This is a genomic window from Maritalea myrionectae (assembly GCF_003433515.1).
In the GTDB taxonomy this organism is placed as follows: Bacteria; Pseudomonadota; Alphaproteobacteria; order Rhizobiales; family Devosiaceae; genus Maritalea; species Maritalea myrionectae.
Genome location: NZ_CP021330.1, coordinates 955100 through 973754, shown reverse-complemented (window position 1 = coordinate 973754; position 18655 = coordinate 955100). Strand labels below are relative to the sequence as shown.

Annotated in this window: 15 protein-coding genes; 1 reads left to right on the top strand and 14 read right to left on the bottom strand. The window is 51.1% G+C overall.

Annotated features, from left to right (window positions below):
* Position 1 precedes the first annotated feature (1 nt).
* From MXMO3_RS04770 to MXMO3_RS04710, 13 genes are all read right to left on the bottom strand, one after another.
* A complete protein-coding gene (locus tag MXMO3_RS04770) occupies positions 2 to 1207 on the bottom strand; it encodes an alanine racemase (protein ID WP_117395124.1) in 1206 nt (401 codons plus the stop codon).
* Between the two features lie 8 nt (positions 1208 to 1215).
* Entirely contained in the window at positions 1216 to 2157 is a 942-nt protein-coding gene (locus MXMO3_RS04765; RefSeq protein WP_245985805.1) for an ABC transporter permease, read from the bottom strand.
* A 102-nt stretch (positions 2158 to 2259) separates the two neighbouring features.
* On the bottom strand, positions 2260 to 3312 hold the full coding sequence (locus MXMO3_RS04760; protein WP_342773372.1) for a substrate-binding domain-containing protein: 1053 nt from the start codon (positions 3310 to 3312) through the stop codon (positions 2260 to 2262).
* Positions 3313 to 3330: 18 nt separating this feature from the next.
* Positions 3331 to 4578: a M20 family metallopeptidase gene (locus MXMO3_RS04755; RefSeq protein WP_117395123.1), complete on the bottom strand. Its 1248-nt coding sequence runs from the start codon at positions 4576 to 4578 to the stop codon at positions 3331 to 3333.
* On the bottom strand, positions 4571 to 5785 hold the full coding sequence (locus tag MXMO3_RS04750; RefSeq protein ID WP_027834842.1) for an ROK family transcriptional regulator: 1215 nt from the start codon (positions 5783 to 5785) through the stop codon (positions 4571 to 4573). The genes MXMO3_RS04755 and MXMO3_RS04750 overlap by 8 nt, the downstream gene beginning before the upstream one ends.
* A 390-nt stretch (positions 5786 to 6175) precedes the next feature.
* Positions 6176 to 7210: a LacI family DNA-binding transcriptional regulator gene (locus MXMO3_RS04745; RefSeq protein ID WP_117395122.1), complete on the bottom strand. Its 1035-nt coding sequence runs from the start codon at positions 7208 to 7210 to the stop codon at positions 6176 to 6178.
* A gap of 8 nt (positions 7211 to 7218) precedes the next feature.
* Positions 7219 to 8922 carry an amylo-alpha-1,6-glucosidase gene (locus MXMO3_RS04740; RefSeq protein ID WP_117395121.1) on the bottom strand — a complete coding sequence of 568 codons (1704 nt, stop codon included), beginning with the start codon at positions 8920 to 8922 and terminating at the stop codon, positions 7219 to 7221.
* 3 nt (positions 8923 to 8925) lie between these two features.
* Complete coding sequence (locus MXMO3_RS04735) at positions 8926 to 9738, bottom strand: carbohydrate ABC transporter permease (RefSeq protein ID WP_117395120.1); 813 nt, start codon at positions 9736 to 9738, stop codon at positions 8926 to 8928.
* Entirely contained in the window at positions 9731 to 10666 is a 936-nt protein-coding gene (locus tag MXMO3_RS04730; RefSeq protein ID WP_245985804.1) for a carbohydrate ABC transporter permease, read from the bottom strand. The genes MXMO3_RS04735 and MXMO3_RS04730 overlap by 8 nt, the downstream gene beginning before the upstream one ends.
* Before the next feature lie 25 nt (positions 10667 to 10691).
* A complete protein-coding gene (locus MXMO3_RS04725) occupies positions 10692 to 11921 on the bottom strand; it encodes an ABC transporter substrate-binding protein (protein WP_117395118.1) in 1230 nt (409 codons plus the stop codon).
* A complete protein-coding gene (locus MXMO3_RS04720) occupies positions 11918 to 13084 on the bottom strand; it encodes an ABC transporter ATP-binding protein (RefSeq protein ID WP_027834848.1) in 1167 nt (388 codons plus the stop codon). The genes MXMO3_RS04725 and MXMO3_RS04720 overlap by 4 nt, the downstream gene beginning before the upstream one ends.
* A 148-nt stretch (positions 13085 to 13232) precedes the next feature.
* The gene (locus tag MXMO3_RS04715) at positions 13233 to 15191 is read right to left on the bottom strand and encodes a beta-galactosidase (RefSeq protein WP_117395117.1); all 1959 of its coding nucleotides are present in this window, start codon (positions 15189 to 15191) and stop codon (positions 13233 to 13235) included.
* 722 nt (positions 15192 to 15913) lie between these two features.
* Positions 15914 to 16261 carry a hypothetical protein gene (locus MXMO3_RS04710; protein ID WP_117395116.1) on the bottom strand — a complete coding sequence of 116 codons (348 nt, stop codon included), beginning with the start codon at positions 16259 to 16261 and terminating at the stop codon, positions 15914 to 15916.
* Positions 16262 to 16834: 573 nt separating this feature from the next.
* Here MXMO3_RS04710 and MXMO3_RS04705 point away from each other — a divergent pair.
* On the top strand, positions 16835 to 17131 hold the full coding sequence (locus MXMO3_RS04705; protein ID WP_162889134.1) for an Arm DNA-binding domain-containing protein: 297 nt from the start codon (positions 16835 to 16837) through the stop codon (positions 17129 to 17131).
* Positions 17132 to 17337: 206 nt separating this feature from the next.
* On the opposite strand, the gene MXMO3_RS04700 is transcribed toward MXMO3_RS04705, so the two are convergent.
* On the bottom strand, positions 17338 to 18651 hold the full coding sequence (locus MXMO3_RS04700; RefSeq protein ID WP_117395114.1) for an HlyD family type I secretion periplasmic adaptor subunit: 1314 nt from the start codon (positions 18649 to 18651) through the stop codon (positions 17338 to 17340).
* Positions 18652 to 18655: the final 4 nt, after the last annotated feature.

Genomic DNA, 18655 nt, shown 5'->3' with positions numbered 1-18655 from the left:
GCTACCTCAGATTTGGCCAGTTTTCAGCCTGACCAAAGATATTCTCAATGGTCTCGACCTTTGGATTGCCTGTTGAAATGCCGGAGACGCCAACCGTATAGGCACGCTTCACAAACGCTTGCCCGCGGAAGCCGAACACAACACTGTCGCCAGACTTGGGCTGGACGCTGCCCGTGCAATCAATCATGCCGTAATAATCAATCGCGGTGGTCGGCGGTATATCGACGCTGGCAAGCGCCTTATCATCCACAGTTGGCGCACCGCCAACCAAGGCTTTCACATCATAATCCGGGAACACCGGATCAATATAAAGCCCGCCGCCAAAGCAATAGGCCTTATCTTCATGTAGATGCGACACCTCGCTGAGATAGAGCACAGCAGGCAGCTCGGGCAAATCCTTGATCGCATGCAATGGCGTGGTGCCATGCAAACCATTGCCCGGCTCACATTGGGTTGCGCCTGCTTTGGCCAACGCTTCCAACACGACTGAAGACGTGGTGCCCGGCGCGTTAATCTCAATATCGGTGAACCCAGCATCAATCAGCGCCGCCGCTGCGTTTTCCAGCGTGGTCAGGTTCGGCGTGGGCTTCACGTCGTGTGTGTCTTGATCGAACAACAGGGCTGGGAACGTGGTGATGCCGGCAAAATGTGCGCCATCCATGGCGTCCACCTTTTGGGCAAACTCCACGATCTCGCTCGCTTTAATGCCGCCCTCATGACCTTTATAAAACACATCACCATCAGATTTGATGCGCACCAGAATATCTTGCACGCGCCCAGCCTTGTGGGCCGCTGCCGCCGCTTCTTGCGCTTTTTCGAGGCTGAACACGGTCCAATATTGCGGCTGCAAATAGCTGGCCACCATGTCGGCTTCAAACTTTGGCACCTGCACCAAATGGCCGATATGACCAATATCCATGCCCGCCCGTTTACACGCCACAGCACACGCCACATCAACGGCCACGGCCTGGTTCACACCACCGCGCATCGACGCTTGGCAAAAGGCCGAGTTGCGCCCGACCTGCTTGGTCATCGCAAAGACTTTCATGCCCAGCTTGTCGCCTTCGGCGCGCAAGATTTTGGCATTGTGTTCAACCGCGTCCAAATCCAACACATAGGCGTTCGCGGGGATCTTGCCCTCTTGATGCAACGCCATGGCCGCTTCGATAAATTTGGGATTACGTCGCCGCAAAAGATCTAAAAACATGGCTTACCTCAATTGTTCACGTCGCGTAGCGATATCGCCACCGCGATCAAAATAATCACGCCTCTGACAATCATTTGGTCAGATACGGAAAGGCCCATCAAAATCAGGCCATTGTTCAACATGCCCATCATCAAAGAGCCAACCAGCGCCCCGATAATGGTGCCCTTGCCGCCCTTGAGCGCTGTGCCGCCGATGATTACCGCGGCAATCACGGTCATCAAATCGCTTTCGCCCAGCGTATAGCGCGCCGCTTGCAACCGTCCGGCATAAAGAAGCCCAGCCAACCCGGCGAGGCCGCCGCAAATCATCATCACCAACAGGCGCACATGCGGCACTTTAATGCCAGTCACTTGCGCGGCGCGGGCATTGTCACCTGTGGCCAACACATGGGCACCAAACTTGGTTTCGCGGAACACAAAGTGCCCCAGCGCCACCGCACCAATGGTCCAAAGCACCAAAGAGGGCACGCCAAATAACGAGCCTGAGCCGAACATATTGACGAAGTTTTCATTGAGCACCGGAACGGAGCGTAGATCGGTCATCGTGCGGGCAACACCCGCAAAAAGTCCCATTGTCGCCAACGTCACAAGGAATGACGGCAACCGCAGATAGGCCACCAATACCCCGTTAAAAAAGCCGATCGCCAAACCGATGCCAAGGCCCGCTAAAACGCCGACAAATAGCGGATAGTCGCCCAAAACAACGGCGCTGCCGAGCGCTGCGACCGCCACAATGGAGCCGAAAGAAAGATCAATTTCCCCCGCGGCCAACACAAACACCAAGCCAATAGACATGATGGTGATCGGCGCGGTTTGCAGCACGATATTGGTGAGGTTACGTTGAGTTAAAAACCCGTCGCCACCAAGCGTGATCGCAAAGAAAAGAAAGATCAGCAAAAAGCCGATATAAACGACATACTGCGATAAATTGAGCTGTCGTAATGTTTGCATGGTCGATTGCATCATAAAATCCGTTTCGCTGGATGCGCGGTCCCTCCCCGCATCGACAAGCTAGAAGTGTGCCGCACCATTAAGGCGCGACACAAAAGGGGGTTACTTGGTCAAGCTCTCAGGTGCGTCGCGGTGCAGCGAGCGCATCCAACCTTCGGACACATTGTCAGCATTGACGGTCACCGCAGGTGCCACCACAAAGGCGGGGCTATCTTGGCCCAGCAACCCGCGGGCAGCAGAGGCGGCCATGGCACGGCCCAGCTCATAGGCTTCATCAGCCACAATCGCCGCAACATTGCCGCCGCGCACCATATCCAGCGCGATTGGCTCAGATAGATCAAGCGTCACCACTTTGGTGGTTTTGTTGCCATTGGCGCGCAAGGCAGACAATACGCCTTCCGCTGGACCAGCCCAGGTCACATAAACGCCAGCCAGATCTGGATGTTTCAACAACATCGCATTGGCAATATCTTCTGCCCGTGCAGGATCAGAAATGCCAGCCTGCGCCACGATTTCCATATTTGGATAATCATTTTCAATGGTCGACTTAAACGCATTATCGCGCTGGTTGGTCACATAGTAAGTCGCGTCGTGATAGATCCAACCCACTTTGCCTGTTTCACCAAGATCAGCCGCCAATGCGTCAGCCGCTTGCTTGCCCATGGCAAACAAATCATCGGTCACGATGGAGGCATATTGCGCGCCATGCTCAAAGCCAGATGGCACATTGGACAAAAACACCAATTGCACATCATTATCAACAGCCTCTTTAAACGCTGCCGCTGACGCCACAGGATCAAGTGGCAAGGCCAAAATGATGTCTGGCTCTTTGGTCATGACCGTCTCAATGTCAGAGCGTTGTTTCGCAGTGTCAAAACCTGCATTTGTTGTTGCCACAACTTCAATGCCCAAGCGGGTGAATTCGTCGGTCGCCCCTTCGGTAACCGCATTCACAAAATCTGACTGATCGTGCCAAACCAACGCGGCTTTATATCCACCGTCTTTTAGGGTCTGCACGTCGCTATCTGCCACAACAACTTCTTGCGAAGGTGTGGCGGTTTCGCCGTTCGGGCCGATTGTTTGCGCAAATGTAGCGCTTGTCATCAACAAGGTGGCCAAAGCCCCCGCTGCTGTAAGTTTACTAAGTTTCATCATGGTTCCTTCCTCCATAATTTATTCAACCGTGCCGCAATAGCGGACGATGAATGCTGCAAAGGCCGTTATCCCGGCCAAATATTCATTGATTGAAATGCGCTCTTCCAAGGTATGGCAGTTCGCAATATTGCCCGGCGCGCAATAAACAGTTGGGCATCCCAGCCGCTCGATCAAAAACGGTGCTTCAGACCAATATGGCGCCCCATTAACAGTGCCGCGTTCCGGCATGGAAGCCGCAAGCGCTTGCGACAATTGCGCGATCGCCGGGTTCGACCGATCGATGTCCGTAGGCGATCCACCGAATGTATGATCCCGACCTGCGGGATATGAAATGTCAAAGCTGCAGCCAGTGTCCGCAATGCCGCGTTCTATTGCCGCTTCCAAGGCAACCACGGCCTCATCAAGGCTTTGCCCCGGCAGCACTTTGCAAATCAGCGACAATTTGCATGCGCCCGGCACCGCGATATAACCGCCACCCTCAATCTTGGTGATCAGGATAAAGGCATCGCCCACCAGATCATGATGAGCTGCCGCACCCATCTGGTCCGACAGGTCCCAAATCTCTTTCATCACGCGATGGCTGGTTTTCAGCGCATCAATGCCCTGCTCCGGCACGCCGAAATAGGCGGTTTTGCCCTTGATGCTGATGTCGGCAATGAAAAAGCCCATCTGCGCTGGGAACACCTGCAGTTGCGTGGGTTCCACATAAACGGCGAAGTCTGGCTGATGCCCGTCCAGAAATTCTTGTGATTGGGTCAGATGGTCAATCCCGGCACTAATGCCCGTGCCTTCTTCGCCACTTTCTTCGTCCCCGATAAAGGCATAGCTCACATCGCCCTTAAGCGTGATGCCTGCCTTATCGATCAAATCCAGCGCGGCGAGGCTGGTGCAAATGCCGCCCTTTAAATCGCCAGTGCCGCGCCCCCACATTTCACCATCAATAATGGCACCACCAAACGGGTCTTCGCGCTGATCGCCTTGCCAATGTTCGCGCCATCCCTCTACATGCACCACATCAGTGTGGCCGATAAACAAAAGGTTTGAACCGCCGCCATTGCCTTGGCGCTTGCCAAAGATATTGGGGCGGCCGGGCAAAAATTCTTCCACAACGGGGCCAAGCTGACGCGCACTCATTTCGCTTTGCAAATAGTCAACAAAGTTCGCCTCATTGCCGGTGATGCTTTCGCGGGCCACAGCGCCACGCAACAAATCAACTGCTTGGTTTTCATCCAGGAATGAGCGGAAGTCGGGCATTATTTTAGCCATTGGAAACAACCCCCAAATTGGCAAGTTTCGCTGGCGGCAAAGTGATTTCAGCGCCCGGCACGCCACCCGCCAAAAGGGTGGCGTGCACATGGCTCAGGCCGAGAGAGGCTGCGCCAATAAGGGCGGCTTTGCCGCCCAATTCACTAATGCTAAGTTCAACAGGTTCCCGCGTGATCAAGGCAAACTGGGCTTTGATCCGTGTGAACAGTTCCTCACGACGGCCAATAGACCCGCCAAAAACAATTTGCTCCGGGTCCATCAAGGCGCAGATCGCGGCCAAAGCCCGCGCTGTTTCCCGCGCCGTGCGATCAATCACTTTGACGGCCAGATCATCCTCATCAAGCCGATTAAATATTTCCGGCACTTCGATTTTTTCGCCCGTCAGCTCAAAATAATAGTCGCGCATGGCGTCTGTCGCGGTGACACGCTCCAACGCCCCTTGGCGCAAAGATGCATCTTCAAACGGGTCCGCACCGAACGGCAGATAGCCAAGTTCGCCTGCTCCGCCATGTTTGCCGCGCACCAATTCGCCATTCAAGATGATGCCCGCACCAATACCCGTGCCCAGGGCAACATAGGCCAGATCATCCACATGCTGAGCCACGCCGCCCCAATGTTCACCGAGCACCGCAAGGTTCACGTCATTCTCGATGACCACATCAAACCCAAGCGCTTTGGAAAGCTCGCCGGAAAAATCAATCTCATCCAACATGGCGATGTTGGGCGCCATCTTCACCGCCCCGGTTGCCGCATCCGGCACGCCGGGCACGCCGACAACGGCAAGCCGCAACCGATCTTGGTCCAGATCATGTTCAGCCATCGCCTGACGACAAAGGCGCGCAATTTGGCGCACCACATCCAATCCTCCTTTGGGATCAGTTGGCTCCGTCGCCTCACCAAAAATCTGGCAAGCTAAATTGGCCACCGCCACTTTTACCTTGGTGCCACCCAAATCCACCGCAGCCACAAAGGCCGCATCGGGCACCACTTCAAAATTCATCGCAGCGCGGCCCACATTGCCGCGCTCCAGCCCCACCTGTTGCACCCAGCCTTCACTCTCCAGCTCTTTGGCAACTTCAGAAAGCGTTTGTTTGGACAAGCCCAAGCGCTTTGCAATAGCAGCGCGAGAGATTGGCCCTTCATGAGCAATCACTTCAAAAACATTACATTTATTAAGTCTGCGAATATTGTTTGCCGTTTCGGTCATCTAATCACTTCTATTAATTCGTCAACTTACCGAACTAATAGATCAAAACAACAAATGCGTCAATGCATCCCTTCATCATTTTATGAATTCGGCGTCAAAACGAGGCGCACATGAAAGCTTAAATGCCTAAATCGAAAGGCCGCGAATAACCGTCACTGCGAAGCCAAGAACCGTGGAAACCCATTGTGTACACTTGCCTTCTGCCAAACCGGCAAGATATTGGGCACAGATAGACCCAACCCTGCGCGGAAGAAATTGTTTCACGCCGCTCGGCAGTTACCAATGCTGCAGAACCCTGGACCGTTACGCTTGGAATACCATTACTCAATGAGTGGTTTCAAATCGCCACGACATAAGCTAGGGCGTGTTCAAATTAGAACATGACCCATTTTATTTGATGACAGACACATCTGACGATCTTTCAATGAGGTCAGGCACAAAGAGTTTTTGTAGTTTTTCCGGCGCTTCACCATTGAGCAGTCGCAGCATAAATTCGCCAAGCACGCGGCTGGGTTTGGAAATGGGCAGATAGCAAGTGGTGATAGGGGGTGAAAAATATTGCGAGACGTTCAAATCATCGGTCGCGATTACAACCGCTTCGCGCCCGTGCTCATAGCCGCGCACGTGAAATCCTGACAAAACACCCATGGCCGTCGCCTCATTGGCGCAGAAATAAGCCGTAGGCGGCGCATCAAACATTGACATTTCAAAGAATTGCTCGCGTCCAAACGCCGGGGTGAGTTCACCATTGGCGATCAACTCGCGATCGAAGGGAAGAGACGCCGCTTCAAGCGATTGACAGTAGGCCCGCTCACGCGCTTGAGAATACATCAACACCGCATCTGCATTCAGCATGGCGATCCGGCGATGCCCTTTTGCGATCAGTCGCTCAACGCAGATCGAAACGATGCGCTGGTTGTGCGTATCCACATAGGCATGGGGTTGCGCCAGCGTGGTCATGCCATAGGTAACAAACGGAAATTCTTGCTGCTGCATATATTCAACACGCTCATCCTGAGCGCGGGTGCCTGGCAGAATAATTCCGTCGGCCTTGCGGTTGGCGACAATACGCCGAATAATCTCGAAACTCTCTTCATACGAGCTGGCTTGGTACTGCACCACGCGATAGGGCGTGTCGTGCAACACATCCGACACGCCATAAACAAGCTGCGCATAACCGACACCACTCCATTCATCATCATGGGGAGAAGAGATGACGGTAATCATTGCAATCTGGTGTGTTTTGCCGGTGCGCAGCTGCACTCCACTCAGATTAATCTCATAGCCAAGTTTTTTTGCCGCTTCCAAAACCTTATCGCGGGTGTTTGGCCTCACCTGCGGCGACCCGTTCAAGGCTTTAGACACAGTGGCCGTCGACAGCCCCGTATCCTTGGCAATAGTTTTAATTGTAGGGCGCGTTGACATATGGCTGCTCAAGTTTCCTTCCCGAAATCGTTAGCCAATAGTTGAGCAAAACGCAAATAAACCGCTGATGTCCATGCGAAAGCTTTGTCGCGCAAGGCAACCCCACTTAGCGCATCAAAATTTTCAGCCATGCCCGATGTTTCGCACAAATGCTGATATTTTTGCATGATTTCGTGGGCGCGTTCATGTTCATTCTGAGCACGCAAGCCTTCAACAATAAGAAGCGTTGTAGGCGCCCAAATTGGGCCACGCCAATATCCATCATCTTCATAAAAATTACTCTTGGGTGATTCTGTAGCCGGTCCCCATGCGGTCACCATGCCGAGATCATCAAATCGCTGAAGCAGTTTTGCACTGATTTCCGCAGGCAGCTTGCCGCCCAACAAAAGTGGCATAAACTGGATAAGGCTCTCATCCGGCAAGGGCTTTGTCGGTTCGTGCAGCAGACGCACCTGAAAGGTTAGGCCGTCCCACAATTGATCCAGCAACATCGCAATCAGCCGATCCTCTTGCACTTCAAAATGCCTGGCTTGCGCGATTTCACCAGCGCTATGCGCCAATTGCGCGATGGCACGCGCCGTGAGTGCCAGAAAGGTTGGCAGGTCCGGCCCAATTACCGGCCCACCCTCTGCAAAGAAACTAGCATTGTCCCAACCGCTGTCATTGCCATGGCCATAGCTGGGCAATGATTGATCACCTGCCCGCGTATGGGTCATCCAATAACTGAACTGGCACACCAGCTTTTCGCGCAAATAGGCCAATTGATCGGTGGAAAACTGATCAGAATTGCGTTGCAACATCAAACTGATCGCCCATCCATGCACTGGTGGCTTGGTGAAGCTGAAGGACGCGCCTTTGTCATGCACAAAATCGGGTAACAGGCCGCTTTCGTCCTGATGATCAAAGATCGCGGCAAACTGGTCGAAGGCCAACTGCGGATCATTTTCTGCTACACCGAGTGCAGAAAACGCATTGTCCCAGCTCCATATATTGATCATATGGTTCTTCGACATGTATATAGCGGGAGCCGTCAGCGCGCCCTTCATCGGCACCGTATTGGCCCATAAAAGATATGAAGCCAATTCGGCGGCTTCACCTTTTAACGACAAACACCAATTTGCAAAGGAGGCCGCGCTTTGTGTTGTGGCCTCGGCAAAACCCTTATTGGGCACATTCGGAGCCATACGCTCATGCAACATAAGGCCAGCGTCCAACGCCACGCCGGAAAAGCAAAGCTCAACATTGTCCGCATGATCGCGTCGCCATTGGCCTGACACACTGACATTTCCCTTATGTGCGAAGGGCGTGAGCCGCAAATTTTCACCCGCAGCAACCACGCAATCCGCACCAAGCGCCGTTTTATAAGCATAATCATAGCGCGAGCCGTTGAGGGCAAAAACAATCACTGCGCCGTCAGATTTTATATGCAGCACTTCGCCTTCGCCGATAGCAAATGCGGCATTGGCTACTTTCCCTTCGCCGAGATAGAGCGCCACATTCAACGCCGAGGGCGTAAGATCAAAAGTCGGGGTTAATTCATGGCCCGCTTCATCTTCAAACCGTATGTGGCACAATTTGCCAAGGTTAGGGCGTTCGTCGCCACCGGCTACAAAACGCAGATGAAGGGCGCGATCTGCGCCCTCCCCCATCATAGACAATGTTGTAAAGCGTTGGTGCCGCGAGAATGGCACCTTGTCGAAATCAAACAGCATCGCCTATCCCTTTACCGACGAGCCAATGGCACCGTCCATAATATAGCGCTGAGCAAAGAAAAACAGGATCAACGGAGGGATACAGAGCAATACTGTGATCGCCGCAATCGACGTAATATCAGTTTCATGCAGCCCTTTGAACATGGAAAGGCCAAGCGTGAGCGTATATTTCGACTGGTCATTGAGGAAAATCAGCGGTCCTAAATAGTCGTTCCATGCATTCATGAAGTGGAACGTGCCCACCAGCACAAGCGCTGGCATCATTAGCGGCAAATGAATACGCCAATAAATCTGCCACGCATTGGCCCCATCCATCCGCGCGGCCTCATCGATCTCAATGGGCACAGTCATAATATATTGCCGCAGCAAAAAGACAAAGAAGGCTTCGGCAAAGTAGGCGGGAACAATCAATGGCTTAAGCGTATTAATCCAACCCAGCATGTTGAATTCCATATAGAGCGGTATCATTTTCACATCCCATGGGATCATCATCGTGGCCAGCAGAACGATAAAAATCACGTCACGCCCTTTGAACTGAAACCGGGCGAAGCCGTATGCCACCAACGAGGACGAAAACAACTGCCCGATGGTGGACATAACCACGACGATGGCTGAGTTTTTGAAATAGACGTCAAAGGGTTGCTTAAACCAGGCTGTGATGAAGTTTTCCCACTGTACATCGCTCGGCCAGAATACAGGCGGATATTGATAAAGCTCTGAAACGTCTTTCACAGCAGTGATAAAGGTCCAATAGAAAGGCAGTATGAACAAAGCGGACAAAAAGATAAGCGTGCCATAGGTGAAGGTTCTAAGCATCTTTGTTGCCTCCCTTTTTCATCTCGCCTTCGTAATAAACCCAAGCCGATGATGATTTCATCACCATCATGGATAGTGCCAGTATGATCAGGAACATCACCCAAGAGTTGGCGGCGGCATAGCCCATCTCGAAATGCTTGAAGGCATTGTCATAGATATACATGGCGAAGAAATATGTGCTTTCGAGCGGCCCGCCACCGGTGAGCAAAAGCGCGATAGTCAATTGCTGAAACGCCGCAATGATTGACGTGATAAAAGTGAACAAAATCATCGGCGACAACATGGGAATGGTAATGAATATGAGTCGGGCCCATGCAGGCACACCTGACATTTTTGCAGCTTCGTAAAGCTCTTTCGGGATGGATTGCAGACCCGTCAGCAAGATTAACATAGTGCCGCCAAGCCCCCAGAGTGACGCGATCACAATGGCAAGAAGCGCCCAGTTCGGATCCCCTAGCCAATTTGGCCCATCAATGCCGGCGAGACCCAGCAAGAAGTTCAGGATTCCATATTCATGGCTATAGATCCAAGCCCAGATGGTGACAAGCGCCACGCCGGAAATCACACTTGGGAGATAGAATATCGTCCGGAAAATGCCGCTGCCGATCACCCTTTGATTGAGCAAAACAGCTAGCAGAAGGCCGAGAATGATATTGAACGGCACGAAAAACAGGCCGAATTTGATGGTAACCCACAAGCTATCCCAGAAAAGCGGGTCTTGGGTCAGCATCACTTCATAATTCTGGGTGCCGATAAATTCGCGCTCCCCCACCACTGGCCAATCGTAAAAACTCATCACGAAGGAGAACACCAACGGGCCTAGGGTGAAGAAGAAAAAGCCCAATATCCAAGGGGAGATGAACAAATATGGCGTGAGTTTCTCAACGAATTTTTGTCGTTGATACTGCCGATCTTGAACTCCAGACATAATATCCATCCCCCCCTATCGTGGGTTAGTTTAGGTGGCGCTGCGAACGAGCTACAGCGTCATCAAGATGTTTCTTCGCATTGCCTTTTTCGATCATTGTGGCTTCAATCGCGCGCTCAAGATTCGCTTGGATTTTGCCCCAATTTTCGTGTTTCAGGAATGCGTTAGACTCGCTGTCGGAAACCGCCAACATGTCAAAGAACGGCTTGAAGATCGGATCGGTTGTCATTTCCATTTCTTCAGCAACGCTTGTGCGGATTGGCAAATCATTCGTGCGCAATTTCACCGCTTCAGCTGATGAGAAGAACTTGATGAACTCCCATGCCAAATCTGGGTTCTTTGTGTCTTTGGCCATAGACATGGCTGACGCACCGATGGACGAGTGCACGGGCTTGTCGCCAAAGGATGGCAGCTTTGCCACGCCATAATTGATGCCAGCTTCGTCGAAGCCGCCTTTTGACCACATGGCCGATTGATACATGGCCAGCTTTTCGCCCTTAAACAGCGCAGAACCGGAGCTATTGTCGCCAATGCCGAGCACAACTGCCTCTTCATTCGCAGCCATATCCGCAAACATGGTCAGCACTTCCACGGCTTCCGGGCTGTTCATATAGCCATCAACCGCAGAACCATCTTTTGCGATAAAGCGTGTGCCGTTTGACCAGAAGAATTGCTCATAATCAAATGGGTCAGGTTTGGCTTCGACTGCAAAGCCATAGACCTTGTTTTCTTCATCACGGAATTTCGCTGCCTTTTCGCGCAGCTCAGCCCAGGTCCAATTTTCACTTGGCATTTCAACGCCTGCTGCTTCAAACATGTCCTTATTGTAGAACACAACATGAGTGGTAAAGCCTGCGGGCATGCCATAGGCATCACCGGCAATGCGCGTGGTGTTGATCAATCCAGGCGGAATATCATCCAAGTTCATAGCATCCGCGTCGCGCGCCATGAAATCATCGAGTGGCATCAGCGACGTATAGTATTTTGGATAATTCCACATATACATCACATCGGGCGGGTTGCCGGCGCCAAATGAGGCGATCAGCTTCTGGTCGTAGCCATCTGCATATGGCTCAACTTGCACCTTCACACCGGGATTTTCAGCTTCAAACCGGCGTGCAATTTCTTTTTGAATTTCAAGGCTCTCATCGCTATCCCAAGTGGCAAAGCGCAGGGTCTCCTCCCCAAGAGCCGTACCTGACAGTGCGGCGACTGACAAAACAGACGCCACGGCCAGCTTCTTCAAATGTTTCATTTTTCCTCTCCTCTTTGCGCCGCACCATGCAGCGACTTTTGTCGATCAATCAGTGATCGTGTTTCCGCATCCAATTCACGCGGATATGCCTGCCCCTCCCCATTGAAAATGTGGCAATGCTGAGCAGGAAATTTCAGATAAACACCGTCGCCCGTCGCCGCTGGATGGGTGCCGCGGGCAATTGCTACAAATGTTTGGCCATTTTCGAGTTTGATATGCACTTGGCTTTCAGTGCCGAGGCGCTCAACCAGCAACACTTGGCCGTTCATATGGGCTTCGTCTTGCGCGACCAGTTCAATATTGTCTGGACGAATGCCCAAAGTGTGCGGGCCAACTACATCCTTTGCCGCCCCTTCGAGAGCCACTTTGATTTCACCAGACATTCCGGCTGCACTGACAGTAAGTTCTTTTTCGCCAGAGCTCTTGGCCGACACATCCAAGAAGTTCATTTTGGGCGAACCGATAAAACTGGCCACAAACAGGTTTCGCGGCGCATAAAACAGCTCTAGCGGCGTGCCGAATTGGGCAACTTTGCCTTGGTCCAACACCACCACGCGGTCTGATAAGGTCATCGCCTCCACCTGATCGTGTGTCACATAAATCATCGTGACACCGAGGCGTTTATGGAGGTTTGCCAGCTCAACCCGCATTGTGACGCGCAAGCCTGCGTCCAAATTGGACAAAGGCTCATCCAGCAAAAACAGTTTTGGGTCGCGAACGATTGCCCGACCAATCGCCACTCGCTGCCTTTGACCACCGGACAGCTGCTTCGGACGGCGCTTCAACAGTTCCGTAATTTGCAGAATTCGCGCTGCATTTTGCACCCGCTCATCAATCTGCGCTTTGGGCACGCCATTGAGAGACAACCCAAAAGACAGGTTCTTGTAGACATTCATATGCGGATAAAGCGCGTAATTCTGAAACACCATAGCTATATCGCGCTTGGCAGGCGGCAGCTTGCTGATTGGCTGCCCGCCCAGCACAACTTGCCCCTCATCAATCTCCTCGAGACCAGCAATGGAGCGCAAAAGCGTGGTTTTGCCACAACCCGATGGTCCCAAAAAACTTACGAACTCACCATCGCGAATATCGAGATCAATCCCTTTAAGGACCCGAAGGCTGCCAAACTTCTTTTCCAACCCATCGATCTTTACGCCTGCCATGTGTCTCCCTCTCCCTGGCATTTATCAAAAATATAAACGTTTAACTTAAGATGTAAAGTTTAAATTCAATTATTTTAGATGTGCCATTAAAGAAAAATTTGGATAAATATATCAAACAGTTAAACGCATATCTTGGCATCTCCAATTACTAAATCCGCCAGATAACCAAATCACGCGGCGCAACCTTGGCCTGACCGAGCAAAATTTCCGCCTCGGCGGGCACGTCAATTTCCGCCATCCGATCGCCAAAATTGAAGGCAAAATGCAATTCCCCTCTTTGGGTAATCCGCACGTCAGCGCTCAACTGCACGGCCGGTACGCCCGCCCAGAGCAAAAGCTTATCCACCAGTACGTCCAACAGCGCACCAGAAAAGTTGGCGGCGCCGTACCAGCATTTATCATTTCCCACCAAGGCGGGTGATTGATCACGATGGTCAGATTTGAAGCGCGCCAGAATGGCCTCATCGCTTTCAATACATTCACGCCAATTGCCAACAGGATAGTTTTGCCCATCCAATTCTATGTGATCCCCGCAATAATCGGGCAGTGATTCAACGCGCTTCACCTTAACATTAACAAGACGCGCAAATTCACCCGGCGGCAAATTGTCTGGAATATGCATGTTTTGTGTTTTACTACCGGTGCGTGCACTCAGATAGATTTTGGCTTTACTCAACGCCAGCTTTTCTGCCAGGTCACCATCTTCCAAAATCACATCGGGCAAAATCACCAAATCATAGGCGGCCATGTCATCTTGCGGCCCCACAATATCAACATCCACACCGCGTGCCGAAAGGGTCTGATACCAGTTCATCATATTGCGTGCGCTTGAATAATCAGCGCCTTGAGGCAGGCTACCTGCCGCCCAGCGCGAGGCATAGTCCAGTACCAATGCAACGCGTGCAGGCGCTCTGCCGGCGTTTCCCGAAGGTAAAACAGCCATTTCTTTGGCCACTTGCGCGACCTCATAATAAGCCTGATCTGCGTCGTCATTGGGCAGCAGTAAACCGGCATGAAACTGTTCTTGTGCAAATCTTGATTGCCGCCAGCGAAAATAACACACCACATCAATGCCATGCGCAAAAGCAAGCCAGGTCCACAGCCGTACCATACCATCATGGGGGGATTGATTGTGCTCAGCCCAGTTTACCGGACCAGGCTGTTGCTCCATGATCCACGCGCGCCCTTGTCCGATGCGCCGGTAGAGATCATTGTTAAATGCAGGCTGATCCGGCATGCCGGTGCGAAGCAAGCGCGCTTTTTCCTGATCGTCCATTCTACTATGCACCAGCGCACCCATGGGGTAGCTATCCCAGGATGCAAAATCCAAATCATCCCCGACTTTATAGTGGTCAAAGTCCACATTGTGTCCCATAAAATTATGGGTAACTGGGCGCCCTGGCGCATATTTTCGCACAACATCAACTTGCGCGCGATTGAACCTGACCACTTCATCAGAAGCAAACCGCTGATAATCTAGAAGGTGCGTCGGGCTTGGCTCTTCCACCAACCCATTGGGCAGCTCGACCTGATCAAAACGATTATATTTCATACTCCAAAAAGCGGTGCCCCATGCGTCATTGAGCGCTTCGATAGTTTGGTAGCGAACAGCCAGCCAGCGTTGAAATGCCTTTTTGGCATTTTCTGAATAGCTGTGAATTGTGTCGTGATCCCCATATTCGTTATCGATCTGCCAAGCTTGCACAAAAGGGTTCGCCCCATATCGTTTGGCATACTCCGCCGCAATCCGAACTGCATGCTCACGATAAATGTCGCTGGAAAAACAATAATGGCGGCGCGCGCCAAACTTTCGCACCTGCCCGTCGGCAGCGACCGGCAGAATATCTGGGTGTTGGTCGACTAGCCATTTTGGCGGGGCTGCGGAAGGGGTGCACATGACAACCTTCAAACCAGCTGTACCAAGGATATCGACCGCGCGGTCTAGCCACGCCCAATCGAAAACACCTTCTTCTTCCTCGAGGAGTGACCAAGCAAACTCGCCAACCCGAACCCAACTAAGGCCGAGCTCAACCATGCGCTGAGCATCCCGCTGCCACATATGCTCTGGCCACTGCTCCGGATAATAACAAACACCCAACTCAAACATATACTCTCCTCGCCACCCGCAACACGCGCCAGTAGATTCAGCAACCGGAATCACACCTCAGCAATTTTATGGCACATAATTCCCAAAATATAAACGATTATATTTACGCGCGATCTTCAGCCACAGATTATTGATAGATTGGGTAGACTGCATATGGGAGCGATTTCAGCCAGGCCCTCGTGCTACTGCTCTCGACAGAAAACCTTGCAACAGAAATTAGACACCTGCTGATAAATTGCCGTACGGAACAATTGTTCTGCCGAGAATATCGTGCATCGCAATGCGGCACCATTCGTTTTCTTAGGGTTCAGCAATCCTCTGTACCGGATCAATCAATACCTGAAACGATATGGAACGATCCTAAAGCGGTTTATGATTTGGTGGACTGCTACGGAGATATTAAATATGTCCCAATAGTCTTGGTGTTTGAATATCTTTGCAAGCTGCAATTGAACTCAGGTTGTCCGAACATTACCTCTACCCACTTGATCATCCAAATCGTTTTTCATGTACCCAGAAGTTATCACGACAGTAACTCTGTATGCGCATCTAAATCTCAACTCCCAAACCCGTATTTGTTCACCGCCATTTGTCGAGGCACCTTGGTGATCATCGTCATCGCCGCGCGCCCATCTTTTTCACGGTCAAAGTAGTTCTGGCCCACCTAAACGTCGCTTTGCGTAGCTATTTAAAGGGGCTTTCAGCTCATTATGCTGCTCCACCTATTCAAAGATAGGCATTACTTCGGACACTTTGAGAGGTTGATGCACGCGCCCGCGACCACGGCGAACCAGTTCAAGCCCATCGCATCGCTTGTCTTCAATAAAATCCAACTGCGCCTGTCCATCATCAAGCGCGCTTGCCCCCTCGGCGAATTGTCGGACCAGCGCGGTCGCAGCAACAAGATTTGCAAGATCGGGCTTTTCCCAACAATGCCCCTCAACATATCGCTCAACAAAGTCAAAAATGACACCTTCTTCAACGGATCCAACATCATCATGGATGCTGGCCCTCTCGAATATCGGCTTGATGTCTGAACCGCCCAACAAAGCAAAGGCCAGGTCGCGCAAAGCTTCATTCTGCAGTGGAATATAGTCCGGGCAGGGGAAAAGCTAGGGCCCACTCGCGCTTGAACGTCCTAAAAAAACGAAAAGGCTTATTTGGATTATAAATTCACTTTTGGTATCAGTCCTTCAGCCACTCTGTGAAGTAGATTCATGCAGCCGAGCACAGCAAACCCACTCCAACTTATAAGAAAATATTAATTACGATAAAAATACAAATTTTTTAAATTTCCCACGCGCCCCCATTAGTTCAGGCCCATCTTTTTGAGTACCTCTGGATCAACCAACCGTACAATCAGTGGATGAGTACGCAAGTCGCTTACACTTTGCGAGACACCATTACTTCCGTCGAGCGCTCACCAGCCCCCCCGTCTGGCATCAACGCTCGCTTGAAATTGTCAATAACTGACAAACAGCCAACCGCTCCACAGCCAACAACATTGGCAACCATTTAGCCTCTCAAATGGTCCCAAACCATACCCTGGCACGCAGATGTTTTGTGTCTTAATTTGGTTGGCATGAGAAAGAGACTAACCACACAAACAAACGATGCACTACACCCTGCTGTGGGGGAACGGTATGAATTCCGCGATGAGCTTTTTGACCGGCTTTATAGGCAGGGCTTCAAACGTTAGCGAAAAGGTGTTTTACCTCAACACGCGCATCAATGGCCGCGCACGTCGCACTAAAATTGGCGATTATCCTTTGACGTCGCTCGCAGAAGCCCGCAGAAGGCCCAAGGCATTTTACGCTAACTATCCCTCGGCACATATCAAAACAGCGGCGCTGGCTCACCGGGGCACTCCGTACATTTGCTCAAGGAGGTTATCGACCAGTTCATTGGGCGATATGCAAGGCCTGCAACCGGTAAAGTAAAAGATCATCAGGCAATTAGGTTCGCTTGGTTCTGGCGAATTCTTTAGTAAAGTTGAAATTTATGTCGATGAAGCGTTAGCTTCGGGCATCGCGCTAACGCTTTGAAGTATTGGGGCCGCCTCCATTAGGAAATAACAGCGGCACACTATGTTATTACAGGTCTAATCCCCTGAAGTATCCCCTATTATTTAAAATCACCCGATCGTCTATTCTTCTCTAAATACGTGCACCAAATTGTCCGTCATAGGTTTTGTAAGATAGGTGAAAACAGTACGCTCTTGAGTAGTAATCACCCCCTCCACTGGCATACCGGACACCAATTTTTTTTCTTCCAGCTTGTCAAACTCGTCCTTGCTAAGCTCCACAATTGCTCGGTAAAAGGAAAATCCACTTTTCTCATCAACTACACTCGTTGGCGAGATAGATTTGAGTGTTCCATCAAGTTCGGGTGTAGTTCGTTGATTAAATGCCGGAAAGCGGATCACAACATTTTGGCCGTCGTAGATCTGATCAATGGAAACCGTATCGATGTTGAGTTCAATCTCAAAGTCACCCTTTTGTTCAATGATTTGCATAAGAATTTGGCCTGGCTGCACAACACCACCAATCGTATTGAGCGCTAGTTCGTGGATCAATCCAGATATCGGAGCCTTGATCCGAACGCGGGCCAATTGAGCGCGTGTGGCGTTCAGTTGCTGAATGAGTTCTTCAATCCGAACGTTGATGTCTTCAAGTTCAGAAATAACTTTTTCTTTAAACTCACGATTAATCTGGAGCTTCTTAATCCGAGTTTCGGATATAGAATTCTCAACACGTGCTATTTCCGCACGGTGTTCTGCGATCTGACCACGGAGATCTGATCTAGCACGTTCGATAGCAATAAGCCGGCTTTTAGGTACAAGCTCTTTGTCAACTAGCTCAGAAGTTGAGCTATATTCGCCGTCGAAACCTGTAATCTGGTTTCGTTTTTCAAAGATCAGTCCACTAACACCGTCTATCTGGTTTTGAAATTGCTCAACGCGCTCATCTTGAGCCGCCAACTGCGCTTCTATCGTCGAATACCTGGCCTCCATCATAGCAATTTGCTGACCGACTGGCCCCGTAACATCGCCCAAACCGAGTTTGTCGAGACGCTCGGACGGCACAATAATGTCTGGGTTACCTTCCAACTCCGCTTGCAATCTCGCCTGCTTCACCAACGCTTCGCGCAACCTACCTTCATATATTGCCAGGTTTGCGTTGATTGCAGTGTCATCCAATTTTATAAGCAGTTGATCTTTTTCAACAAAATCACCTGTATTCACCAATATCTGCTCGACAATGCCGCCATCTAAGTGCTGAATTGATTTTGGCTTACCCTGAACAATGACCGTGCCACTGGCGAGGACTGCACCTGAAATCCTGGCTGTCATGCTCCAGGCAACACTGCCACCAAACAAGACCACAAGAGCAATTAGGCCCAACAGCACCGGACGACGAAAATTGAGATTGGGGACTTGATTTGCGGCATTTTCCGTCATTCCA